Source organism: Enterococcus sp. VV15, from assembly GCF_005236045.1.
Taxonomy (GTDB): Bacteria; Bacillota; Bacilli; order Lactobacillales; family Enterococcaceae; genus Enterococcus_B; species Enterococcus_B durans.
In genome coordinates, this window is sequence record NZ_QPTY01000001.1 from 91,799 (window position 1) to 104,513 (window position 12,715).

The 12,715-nt window shown below is 37.4% G+C and carries 10 protein-coding genes and 1 other annotated feature; of the genes, 8 read left to right on the plus strand and 2 right to left on the minus strand.

All coding sequences use genetic code 11. The annotated features are described in order from the left end of the window. Positions 1-126: 126 nt before the first annotated feature. Positions 127-1,038 carry a ribonuclease HIII gene (gene rnhC / locus DVW83_RS00500; protein WP_104660525.1) on the minus strand — a complete coding sequence of 304 codons (912 nt, stop codon included), beginning with the start codon at positions 1,036-1,038 and terminating at the stop codon, positions 127-129. Between the two features lie 201 nt (positions 1,039-1,239). Between rnhC and zapA the strand changes: the two genes are divergently transcribed. From zapA to DVW83_RS00540, 8 genes are all read left to right on the plus strand, one after another. Further along, complete coding sequence (gene zapA / locus DVW83_RS00505; RefSeq protein WP_005878354.1) at positions 1,240-1,677, plus strand: cell division protein ZapA; 438 nt, start codon at positions 1,240-1,242, stop codon at positions 1,675-1,677. A gap of 20 nt (positions 1,678-1,697) precedes the next feature. Then, positions 1,698-2,249 carry a CvpA family protein gene (locus DVW83_RS00510; RefSeq protein WP_104660526.1) on the plus strand — a complete coding sequence of 184 codons (552 nt, stop codon included), beginning with the start codon at positions 1,698-1,700 and terminating at the stop codon, positions 2,247-2,249. Positions 2,250-2,355: 106 nt separating this feature from the next. Beyond that, positions 2,356-4,716 carry an endonuclease MutS2 gene (locus DVW83_RS00515; protein WP_104660527.1) on the plus strand — a complete coding sequence of 787 codons (2,361 nt, stop codon included), beginning with the start codon at positions 2,356-2,358 and terminating at the stop codon, positions 4,714-4,716. A gap of 85 nt (positions 4,717-4,801) precedes the next feature. Beyond that, on the plus strand, positions 4,802-5,116 hold the full coding sequence (trxA, locus tag DVW83_RS00520; RefSeq protein ID WP_053109215.1) for a thioredoxin: 315 nt from the start codon (positions 4,802-4,804) through the stop codon (positions 5,114-5,116). A gap of 247 nt (positions 5,117-5,363) precedes the next feature. Then, positions 5,364-7,142, plus strand: a complete 1,779-nt coding sequence (gene uvrC, locus DVW83_RS00525) for an excinuclease ABC subunit UvrC (RefSeq protein WP_219842347.1) — start codon at positions 5,364-5,366, stop codon at positions 7,140-7,142. Between the two features lie 188 nt (positions 7,143-7,330). Next, positions 7,331-8,230: an ABC transporter ATP-binding protein gene (locus tag DVW83_RS00530; RefSeq protein ID WP_104660529.1), complete on the plus strand. Its 900-nt coding sequence runs from the start codon at positions 7,331-7,333 to the stop codon at positions 8,228-8,230. After that, positions 8,223-9,485 carry an ABC transporter permease gene (locus DVW83_RS00535; protein ID WP_123862550.1) on the plus strand — a complete coding sequence of 421 codons (1,263 nt, stop codon included), beginning with the start codon at positions 8,223-8,225 and terminating at the stop codon, positions 9,483-9,485. Before DVW83_RS00530 ends, DVW83_RS00535 begins: the two co-directional genes overlap by 8 nt. A gap of 305 nt (positions 9,486-9,790) precedes the next feature. Further along, positions 9,791-11,692, plus strand: coding sequence for a fructose-1,6-bisphosphatase (locus DVW83_RS00540; RefSeq protein ID WP_104660531.1), 1,902 nt, complete (start codon positions 9,791-9,793; stop codon positions 11,690-11,692). Between the two features lie 51 nt (positions 11,693-11,743). Here the strand turns inward: DVW83_RS00540 and DVW83_RS00545 are convergent, their stop codons facing one another. Then, complete coding sequence (locus tag DVW83_RS00545; RefSeq protein WP_104660532.1) at positions 11,744-12,457, minus strand: gamma-glutamyl-gamma-aminobutyrate hydrolase family protein; 714 nt, start codon at positions 12,455-12,457, stop codon at positions 11,744-11,746. Between the two features lie 197 nt (positions 12,458-12,654). Next, positions 12,655-12,702: a sequence feature (sodium ion sensor (DUF1646 type); this cis-regulatory element may regulate processes involved in with the transportation of sodium ions), on the plus strand. Positions 12,703-12,715 lie beyond the last annotated feature (13 nt).

The window sequence follows — 12,715 nt, forward strand, 5'->3', positions numbered from 1 at the left end:
TTGAAAAGCAAATTTCGTTGATTCCTTCTTATTTCTCGGAGTTGAACACTTCTGTCCCAGCCTCTTTTTTTCTATAATTTCTCAAACCTAAACGATTTTTGTCTCGACCTCTTTGATTTGTGAAGATTAGCCCATCAATCTTTTGGCTTTTTCTGTATTGGCAAAGTGAAGTTTGGCGTAATTTTCCAGTAAAGGTAACCCGCCTTTTTGTAAAATCTTAACGGCTACGTGATCAGATTTTGTGCCAGCACCAGAAGGCAGTATAAACCCTAATTCTGCAGATTCTTTATCGAGTTCTTCTAAAAAACTCGCGCGACTGATGATAGAGGCAGCTGCTACAGCTAGATGGTATTGTTCCCCTTTAGTAACGAAATAAAGTTTTTCTTGGATTTGATTTTTTTCTGACTGTACATATTTTTTAAAGTTTGCTTCTGGTGTGAACTGATCGATCAAAATAGCATCAGGTTTAGTGGGTGCTATTTTTTGCAACAACAAATGGATTGCTTGATTATGCAAAGCGACCTTCATCCGAACTGCATTATACTTTGGCTGGATCTCATTGTATTTCTTCGGGGATAAAACAAGTAGCTGATAGGGTATAGTTTCTTTTAGTATCTTCGCTAATTGAACGATCTGGGGATCTTTCATTTCTTTTGAATCGCGCACACCTAATTTTTTCAATAAATCAAGTTTTGTTTTGTCGACATATGCGGCACAAACGGTCAGCGGGCCAAAGTAACTTCCATTGCCGACTTCATCACTTCCTAGGACGGATAAATGAGGAAGATCAGGTGGCAAATCAGTACTTTTACTATTTTTTTTGGCTGCTGATGGAGCTTCACCCCAAAGACCAGCCTCTTTTTCTGCATTTGTGCCTTGAAACATGACTTTTCCAGAAGTATAAGCAGTGATCGTAGTGCCGTTTTTTTTGGCTACAAAAGATGTATAAGGAATTTTTTTTGGTAATAAAAAAGTTGAATAAGCTTGTTTCATTTTTTCGATCTGTTTAGCAGTTGTTTTTATGATTACGTTACTCATGGTGCCTCCAATTTATTGACATTGTCCAAAATAGTTTGACCTCCATACATTCTAAACATAAGAATAGTAGGAGACATAGCATTTTTTTTTAGTTTATCATATAATGATAAAGTAAATTAAAGAAATGTGTGTACAGCTGTTAAATCATTAACTTCATGGTACACTAGATAATAATTTTATCAATAGGGGGAAATGATTCGGATGGCGCACGAAAAAACACGCTATAAAGCAGTGATTGCCGACCAAACTTACACGATCATTGGACGTGAAACGAAACATCACATGGATATCGTGACAAATTTGATCAATGAACAATTAGCAGAATTGAAGGAATTGTCACCTCAAATCGATAACGAACAAGCAGCTATTTTGATGGCTGTCAATGCGCTCTCGGATCAATTGAAAAAACAAGAAAAAAATTTAGAACTTGAAAAAGAAGTGGCAAACTTAAAGAAAAAAATGATTAAATTTACCGAAATGGAGAACCGTATCAAACGGATCGAAGCAATTGAGAATGAAGCTCGAGAAGTTTTGAAAGAAAACGGACAACCTGACCGTGAAATCAAAAATCATATGGAAGCACAACAAATCTTGAATGAAAAAAGAAAAGGCCAAATCAAACAAAAATCTTCAAATTAACGAGGAGAAAGGAACGTGGCATGTTAAGTTTATTGATTTTATTTATTTTGCTGATTGCGTTTTTTTCAGGGGCTAGGCGAGGTTTTGCTATGCAAGTGGTTTATACGATAGGCTATGTACTATCGTTTTTTGCGGCCCAGCATTTTTACAAACAGTTAGGGGATCATTTAGAGTTATATATTCCTTATCCAGCAGTGACTTCTACATCTAAAATGGTCTTTTTTGATCAAGCAATCTCTTTTAGATTAGATGAGGCTTTTTATGCAGGGGTGGCCTTCTTGCTGATTCTATTGGCGGGTGCGTTGATCACTCGCTTCATCGGGATTTTTGCTCACAGTTTGACCTATGTCCCTGTATTGAGGCAATTAGATTGGCTAGCAGGCGGTGTGCTGTCTGTTGTGGTTGCTTATGTGACGATTTTCTTGCTTTTGAGCTTATTGACTCTTGTTCCAGTAGATTTTATCCAAAATCAATTTAGTGGGAATAGTCTTGCACGCTTTATTGTTGAGAAGACACCGCTATTGAGTGACAAAATCCATGATCTATGGGTAACGAATATCATCAATCAATAGGATTGATGAAACAAAACGATTGAAAAGAGGTTGTGACAGGACGGCAGAAGCGAAAGAGCTGATGCGAAGAGTTACAACTTTTTTTAGTGAAAGATAAGGTGATAAAGTGAATAACCGAATCCTTGAAACATTAGAATTTGAAAAAGTAAAACAACTTGTTCGTCAATATTTAGTGACAGCTCAAGGACAAGAAGAACTAGTGAAATTAGTTCCCGTTAATCAGAAAGAACACATCACGGATTGGTTGGCTGAAACAGAGGATGGATTGAAAGTCCAACGTTTACGTGGAGGCATCCCGATACCAAAATTGGAAAATATCCGACCACATATGAAACGGATCGAAATCGGTGCAGATTTGAATGGGGTTGAATTAGCGGAAGTTTCTCGTGTGTTATCAACAACTAGTGAATTGAAACGATTCATTGATGATCTAGCCGACAGCGAAATCGACTTTTATCGTTTGTATTTTTGGGCTGACCAGCTAGTTACGATCCCGGTTTTAAGCCGTCGATTAAAAGAAGCAATCGATGAAGATGGCAGAGTGACAGATGATGCTTCACCAGAACTAAAAAGTATTCGTCAAAACATTCGTCGCAGCGAACAAACGGTTAGAGAGCAATTAGATGGCATCATTCGAGGGAAAAACGCAAAATATTTGAGTGATGCAATCATCACGATGCGAAATGATCGCTATGTTATCCCAGTAAAACAAGAATATCGCGGTGTGTTTGGTGGCGTAGTCCATGACCAAAGTGCTTCTGGTCAAACTTTATTTGTTGAGCCAAAACAAATCGTTGACTTGAACAACCGGTTAAGACAGTACCAGATTGCCGAACGTAATGAGGTCCAAAGAATATTAAGTGAATTGTCAGCAGAGCTTGTTCCTCATCGTCATGAGATCATCCATAACGCATATGTTATTGGAAAAATGGATATAATGAATGCCAAAGCTCGTTTTGGGAAAGAATTAAAAGCAATTGTTCCGACAATCAGCGAAGAGAATCATGTTGTGCTCAAACAAGCACGGCATCCATTGATTGACCAAGAGAAAGTTGTGGCTAATGACATTACGATCGGTGAGAATTATCAAGCAATCGTCATCACTGGTCCAAATACAGGTGGGAAAACCATCACGTTAAAAACGCTTGGCTTACTTCAATTGATGGGGCAGGCTGGACTGCCGATCCCTGTAGGTGAAGATAGTCAGATCGGAATTTTTGAAGAAGTATTTGCCGATATCGGAGATGAGCAGTCGATCGAACAAAGTTTATCGACTTTTTCTTCTCATATGACCAATACAGTGGATATCTTAGCAAAAGTAAACGAAAAAAGTTTAGTTTTATTTGATGAGTTAGGTGCCGGAACAGACCCGCAAGAAGGAGCAGCATTAGCTATCGCTATCCTAGATGATCTAGGGAAAAAATCAGCTTATGTCATGGCAACGACTCATTATCCAGAGTTGAAAGTGTACGGTTATAATCGTGCCAATACGATTAATGCAAGTATGGAGTTTGATGTGGATACATTGAGCCCAACATATCGCTTGCTGATCGGTGTTCCAGGTCGAAGCAATGCATTTGAGATCTCGAGTCGGTTAGGACTAGATCAAGATGTGATCAATGAAGCAAAACAATTGATGAATGATGAAAGCCAAGATTTGAATGAAATGATTTCTGATTTAGAAAGTCGTCGTAAAATGGCTGAAACAGAATACTTGGAAATGCGTCATTATGTTGATGAGGCACAGAGTTTGTATGAAAATCTAAAAGATGCGTATAGTTATTTCTTTGAAGAACGGGAAAAAGAACTAGAAAAAGCGAAAAAGAAAGCAAATGATCTGGTAGCGGAAGCAGAAGAAAAAGCCGATCACATCATCGCAGATATTCGGAAAATGCAACAACAGATCGGACAAGGAAATGTGAAAGAGCATCAATTGATTGATGCGAAAACACAATTAGCAAACTTACACCAAGAAGAACAATTGAAGAAAAATAAAGTATTGAAAAAAGCGAAGGAACAAAAGATGCTCAAACCTGGAGATGAAGTTCTTGTAACGACTTATGGTCAGCGAGGAACCTTGTTACGTAAAAACGGGGATGAATGGCAAGTGGAGATCGGTATCTTGAAGATGAATGTTTCTGAAAGTGAATTGATGCCAGTAGCTCCGCAAAAAGAACCAACACAAAGAGTGGTGCATACAGTAAGATCAGAATCTGCCAGTCATGTGGCGAATCAACTAGATCTTCGTGGAAAACGTTATGAAGAAGCACTGACTGAAGTGGATCAATACCTTGATGCAGCAATCTTGGCTGGGTATCCTCAAGTCACTATTGTCCATGGTAAAGGAACAGGAGCACTACGCAAAGGGATCACGGACTATCTAAAAAATCATCGAAGTGTAAAAAGCTATGAATTTGCTCCCGCTAATCAAGGTGGGAATGGAGCAACGACCGTTAAGTTTAAATAAAACTTACTTAATGTAAGCAGAATGCTCGTTTCTGGAAAAGAAAAATGCTATAATACCATCAGACTAAAAAATGGAGGTCTTTTATATGTCACAAGTAGTTACAGATACGACATTTAACGAAGAAACAGACAAAGGCTTAGTATTGGTTGACTTTTGGGCAACTTGGTGTGGACCTTGTCGCATGCAAGCACCAATTTTAGATCAATTAGCAGAAGAATACGATGAAGATGAATTCAGAATCGTAAAAATGGATGTAGATGAAAATCCGCAAACACCACAAGAGTTTGGGATCATGAGTATTCCAACGTTATTGTTGAAAAAAGATGGACAAGTAGTTGAAAAAGCGATTGGTGTTCATACGAAAGAACAATTACGTCAAATGATCAGCCAATATCTATAAAATAAACAATCTTATTTACAAGGTCATGAAAACTAGTTATAGGGGTTAAAAAAGATCGTTAATTCGAATTCAGAGGGTGAGACAAAAAGTGATGTTTACTTTTGTCTCGCCCTCCTCTTTTTGCGCAGTGTCATAATGCAGACGATACTTGTAAAATTTAATTTATTGTCAAAATAAATGACAGTGAAACAACGAATTTATCAATCATGTTATAATGAATACAATGAAATCTGAAAGGAAGTATACAATGAATGAACGTATCAAAAACAAATTAGCTTTACTTCCTGATCAACCAGGCTGCTATTTGATGAAAGATAAAAATGGAACGATCATTTATGTGGGAAAAGCAAAAATCCTAAAGAATCGTGTCCGTTCTTATTTTACAGGTAGCCACAATACCAAAACAGAACGATTAGTTAGTGAGATCGTAGACTTTGAATATATCGTGACTGAATCAAATATCGAAGCCTTGCTTTTAGAAATCAACTTGATCAAGAAAAACGATCCTAAATATAATATCATGCTAAAGGATGACAAGACGTATCCTTTTTTAAAAATCACCAATGAAAAATATCCACGTTTAGTGATCACACGTAAGGTATTGAAGGATAAAGCTTTTTATTTTGGACCTTATCCCGATGTAGGGGCTGCGAATGAAACAAAGAAAATACTTGATCGGTTGTTTCCTTTACGCAAATGTAAGCCAAGTCAAACAAAAGAACCATGTTTGTATTATCATTTAGGCCAATGTTTATGTCCGTATTACTTTAATGTCGATCCTAAGGTATACACGAAAATCGTCGATGAAGTAAAAGGGTTTCTAAACGGGGGGCATGAAAAAGTCGAGTCAGAGATCCACCAAAAAATGATACAGGCTGCCGAAAATATGGAATTTGAAAAAGCCGCAGAATACCGCGATCAGATTCGAGCAATCGAAACGATCATGACAAGACAGAAAATGACGAATACCGATTTAGTGGATCGAGATGTATTTGGTTATGCCATCGATAAAGGGTGGATGTGTGTCCAAGTATTTTTTGTGAGACAAGGAAAATTGATCGAACGTGACGTTTCTATTTTTCCTTTTTATAATGAAGCAGAAGAAGACTTTTTAACGTATATCGGTCAATTCTATCAAGAAAATGAACATTTCATCCCCAAAGAAGTCTTGATCCCTGATACGATCGACCAATTAAGCGTGGAAGCTCTATTAGATACCAAAGTGTTACAGCCAAAAAGAGGCGAAAAGAAAAAACTAGTGGAACTTGCCAATAAAAATGCAGCGGTTGCCTTAAATGAACGATTTGATCTGATTGCACGAAAACAGGAGCGAACGATTGGCGCCGTGGAACGGTTAGGTAATGCAATGAACATCCCTACACCAACGCGTATCGAATCTTTCGATAATTCAAATATCATGGGAACAAATCCAGTCGCTGCGATGGTCGTATTTATTGACGGGAAACCAGCAAAAAAGGAATACCGCAAATATAAGATCAAAACAGTGAAGGGACCTGATGACTATGCCTCCATGAGGGAAGTTATCTATCGTCGGTATGCACGTGTGATCCGCGAAGGCTTACCTTTACCTGATTTGATCTTGATCGATGGGGGGAAAGGGCAAGTCGATGTTGCAAAAGATGTGTTGGAGAACCAGTTAGGTATCGATATTCCCGTAGCAGGAATGGCCAAAAATGAAAAGCATAAAACGAATGAATTACTTTTTGGTTCAGATCTAGCTGTCGTTCCATTAGAAAGAAATTCACCTGAGTTCTTTTTATTGCAACGAGTACAAGATGAAGTCCATCGATTTGCAATCACGTTTCACCGACAACTTCGAAGTAAAAATAGTTTTGCTTCTCGCTTAGATGAAATCGAAGGATTAGGACCAAAACGGAAAAAAACTCTTTTGAAAGAATTCAAATCTCTTAAAAATATTACAGCAGCAACAGTCGAAGAACTTCAACAAATCGGCTTACCTAAAAATGTCGCACAAAATGTTTTTGACAAATTACATGAAAACTAACATAGGACGCTTTACAAACAATGTAAAGTGTCCTATGATTTTTTTATGAGAAAAATGATAGCCAACAATCGTTTCGGTACAATAGGGAGGATTTCTTCTTAAACGTCAGGTTCCCCTCTTGTTCTATTCTTACGAATGTATGCGATTTATTTTTTGAAGAAATATACTAGTGGCTAAGGAGTGAAACGATGTTAGAAGTTAAAGATCTGGTAAAGACTTTTGGGAACTACACAGCTGTTGACCATGTATCATTTCAGATTCCAGATGGAAAGATCATGGGATTGATCGGACAAAACGGGGCGGGAAAAACCACGACGTTTCGACTGATTTTAGATTTTTTGACACAAGATCAAGGGGAAGTATTATGGAATGGTCATCATTTAGGAGAAAAAGATTACGATATCATTGGGTATCTGCCTGAAGAACGAGGATTATATCCAAAAGTGACGATCCAAGATCAACTGGTGTATTTTGCGGAATTACGAGGAAAATCAAAAAAAGAAATTGAACCGAAAATCGATTTTTGGATGGAAAAATTCCAAGTAAAAGGCAAGAAAACAGATAAAGTCAAATCTCTATCAAAAGGAAATCAGCAAAAGGTACAGTTGATTGCCACGTTGATCCATGAACCCAAGCTGATAATACTAGATGAACCATTTAGCGGATTGGATCCAGTAAACGCAGAACTATTGAAAGATGGGATCATTGAATTAAAAGAGAAGGGTTCTTGTGTGATCTTCTCAAGTCATAATATGGATAATGTTGAAAAAATCTGTGATCATTTGATCATGTTGCGAAATGGGAAAATGGTTTTAGATGGAAAAGTACATGAAATCAGAGAATCTTTTGGTCGGACAAAAGTATTTTTAGAATCTGATCTGACACAACAAGACGTAGCTGAAATTGAAGGAGTTAAACATGTGGTCCTTCATGAAGACCAAACATTGGAAGTCACATTAGAAGATCCAGATGCAGGGAAAGAGATTTTCACGCGAGCAACTCAGTTTGGCTACATTCCGATGTTCAATCAGCAACCGCCTACTTTGGAAGAGATCTTCAAAATGAAAGCAGGTGAGATGGATGCGTAAATTTTGGATCATTACAAAAGATGTCTATTTAAAAAATATCAAATCTATTTCTTTTTTGATCATGATCTTAGTTCCATTTATTATGATGGGGGTCATTTACGTTGCAGGGAATTTTGCGCAACAAAATAGTGAGGTCAATAAAATTGGGGTCCTATCAGATGATCCGCAGTTGACACAACAACTAAGTCAAGTGAAAACAGATGATTTTGAGTTTAAAGCAATCGATTCGACAGAAAAGGCACAAAAAGAATTGGCAGATGAAAAAATCGATGCCTATATGACCGTTTCGGTAGCCAACGAGGAGGTCAAAGGGAAACTCTATAGCGAAAATTCATTAGGTCAAAGTACACAGTTACTTATCCAACAACAACTTACGGGTGTGCAATCGATGCTCAGAGCAAGTACGCTGGGCGTTTCGCCAGAAGAAGTAGCAAGTCTTAGTCAGCCAGCAAGTTTTTCCCGACAAAAAGTCAGTTTCAACGATCAAGGAAAGATGACTGTGGGAGAAGACAATTCTGATGTACAATATGTAGTTAGCTATGTCGCAACGATCATCTTGTTCATCATTATCTTAACGTATGCACAAATCATTGCACAGGAGATTGCTTCTGAAAAGGGTACGCGTATCATGGAAGTGATCTTATCTAGTACAACGGCTCAAAAACATTTCTATGGCAAATTGACAGGCGTTTTGCTTGTTGCTGTGACACAAATGGCATTATATGGCGTGATTTTTGGCATCGGATTTAATCAATTCAAAAATATGGATATCGTGAAAAATACTTTAGATGGGATTTCTTTAGATAGTATTTTTGGACCATTCCTATGGTATTCATTGCTATTTATGTTTTTTGGTATCTTGATATTCGCTGTTCTAGCAGCACTATGCGGATCATTAGTGAATAAAGCAGAAGATACAGCAAAGGCGATTTTACCTGTCACCTATCTATCGCTAGGTGGATATATGTTAGGTCTGATCTTAGGTGCGTCTGATCCTAATAATATCGTCATTCGTATCACCTCTTATATTCCATTCCTTTCTTCTTACATCATGCCTGTTCGTTTAGCGAATGAAACGGTTGATGTGAGTGGAGCGATGGTTTCACTTGTCATATTGATCGTAGTCACTTTTGTTTTAATGTTTCTTTCTGCAAATATGTACAAATCCAATGTGCTTGTTTATAGCGAGGGTGGACTATGGAGTTCATTGAAACAATCGATATCGATCATGAGAAATGAACGCAAAAAAGCGTAACACAAAACGAAGATGATGAAACGAGGTCGAAGTCGTTTAGGTTTGAGAAATTGGAGAAAAAAACGAACAATACGCTTTTTGTATTGCTCGTTTTTTTTTTGAAATTTCCGAAAAAACTGACTTTTGGGTGCCTTTTATTCGGAATTATGATCTATAGCAAACCTGATTTTTAGATTTGTCCCACATTCGTTTCTTTTTATAGATAGACCAATATTTTTTTGATCCGAGATGAATTGAGATTTTAATATTGAAAAAAGCGCTTATATTCACTATAATTTTAAGTATACCAATCTGGAGGTCTTAGAATGGATCAATATTTAGAGTTATTGTCAGAAAAATTTCCTACAATGGAAGATGTGATCACAGAGATCATTAATCTGGAGGCAATCTTGCAGCTTCCGAAAGGGACAGAGCTGTTTTTAAGTGATATCCATGGAGAATTTCCAGCGTTCGATCATATTTTGCGTATTGGTTCAGGAAATTTAAAAGAAAAAATCAAAGAGTTGTTTCGTGATTCTTTGGATGAAGAAGACATCAAACAACTGACGATCTTTGTTGCATATCCAGAATATACAGTCACAACTGAATGGTACGAAAAGCAAGACAAATCACAGCTGATCCATCAATTGATCGAATTGTTACGTTTTACTTCTGTAAAGTATACACGTTCAAAAGTTCGAAAAGGACTGCCTAAAGAGTATAGTTACATCATCGAGGAACTATTGTATATCGATGACCGAGTTGCCGGCAAAAAAGAGTATGTCAAAAAAATCATTGATCAATTGACGTTGATGGGTGAAGAACAGCGTTTTTTGAAAAAATTGGCACAGACGATCCAAACAATGGTCATTGATCATGTCCATATTGTTGGAGATATCTTTGATCGAGGTACCCAAGCTGCAAAAGTGATGGATCGACTGATGAAATTCTCATCTATCGATATCCAATGGGGAAACCACGATCTTTTATGGCTTGGCGCTTATTGTGGTTCGGAAGCCTGCTTGTTGACACTGTTAAGGATTGCCGCTCGGTACAACTATTTATTTGATTTGGAGAAAGAATATGGCTTGAACTTCCGTATTCTAGCTTCTTTTTCAAATGATAATTATGATGAAAATCCTCTGTTTACACCAAAAAATCATGAGGAGTTAACAACAAGAGAACGAAAAGAAATGGAGAAGATCCATCAGGCACTTGCAATCATGCAATTTAAAGTGGAGTCACAAATATTGGAACGACGACCAGAGTTTGAGATGACCCAACGAGATTTATTGACTCAAATCGACTATTCTCACAACACGATCAAGTTAGATGGAACGATTCATACGATCAATGGCGCTTGCTTTCAAACGATTGATCCAAAGAAGCCGAATCAATTGTTGCTAGAAGAAAGACAAGTGATCGATAGCTTGATGTACTCATTTCAACATTCTTTGAGAATGAAGAAGCATATGGAATTTTTATTGACCAAAGGATCAATGTATCTGACATATAATCAGCATCTTTTGTTCCATGGATGTATACCGATCGATCAAGAAGGTGGCTTCCTGTCATTATCTTTAGAAAATAAAAGTTATTCTGGAAAAGAATTATTGGATTTCTTTGAAAAGCAAATCCGAACTAGTGCGAAAAAGATTACTGTGAAAGATGATCTGGCAACAGATTTGATTTGGTATGCTTGGATAGGTCCATTTTCGCCGCTCTTTGGGAAAAGTAAGATGGCAACATTTGAACGTTATTTCCTAACTGAAAAGGAAACTCATATAGAGAAAAGAAATCCTTATTATACTTTAAGAAACGAGGAATGGTTCAGCAAGAAAGTTCTTAAAGAATTTGGTGTAGAAGAAAATGGATCAGTCATCATCAACGGTCATACTCCGGTCAAAGTCAAAAAAGGAGAATCACCGATCAGAGCCAATGGTACCGTCTTTGTGATTGATGGTGGATTATCGAAGGCGTATCAAAAAACGACTGGGATTGCTGGTTATTCGCTATTGTGTAACTCTTATGGCTTTCAAATCGTTACCCATTACCCCTTCCTTGGTATTGAACAACAATTAAAAAAAACGAGTAATCAAGCAGATGTCAAGAAAGTGATCGATCAACAACTACCTAGAAAATTTAACCGAGATACATCCAAAGGCATAGAGTTACAACAACAAGTCAACCAATTGAAACGTTTGTTGGCCTATCAACGTAAACAATAAAAAAATACGCGGAAGACTGATAGATTCAAGTGATCTGCGTATCATATTGCATTAATATTCTTGCACAAAATAGGTGAATAGCTGCTGATCAAGTGGATTTGTGCGGTGAGTAAGCTCTGGATGCCATTGGACACCTAATAGTTTTAGTTCTGTACTTTCCACGCCTTCAATCAGGCCATCTGGTGAAAGAGCAGTAGTTTTTAAATCAGGGGCCAATTCTTTTACTGCTTGATGATGGTACGAATTTACAAAATACGATGTAGTAAGAAATTTATTTAATGTCGTATCCGTAAGAATAGTGACTTCATGAGTGGCAAATTGTGGCTCAGTCGGAAATTGATCGTGTTTGACAGACCAGTCGGAATATAGAGATAGGTCTTGGTATAAGCTTCCTCCAAGGGCGACATTCAAAAGTTGCATGCCACGACAAACAGCCAGGATCGGTTTCTTTTGTTTTAGTGCTTCTTTGATCAATACTTCTTCAAAATGATCTCTTTGTAGATTCGTTTCCATTAGTTTAGGATGCGGAGCTTCATGATAAAGTTGAGGTGAAACATCTTGTCCGCCTGCAAGGATCAGCTTGTCGATCTTCCGGATGTAAGAAGATGCATTGCTAGGTTCAGAGATCGGCAAGATCATGGGTAGTCCGCCACCCTGCTGGACAGCATTGACAAATCCTTGAGGTGTATAGGTTACTTGGTTTCCCTGAAAGGTATCAGTTGCTCTGATCAACTGATTACCGGCAATTCCAATGATAGGTGACATAAAAATTCCTCCCAATAATAAATTAGACATATTCTATCAGTAATTTAAAAAATTTTAAAACACTTTGTATATATGAAGAAAAAACTTAATTTGTCGTTCGTCCCTTTGAAAAAATAGTTTTTTACAAAGAGAATGATAGAACGCTGTTGAATTCTATTCATATTTTGTTATACTTTAATTAAAGTACGAATAAAAAAGGTTGGGCGCAAGCTTCAAGGATCTAGTTCTTCAAGGGGTGAGAAGAACGTTTTTTGAAAG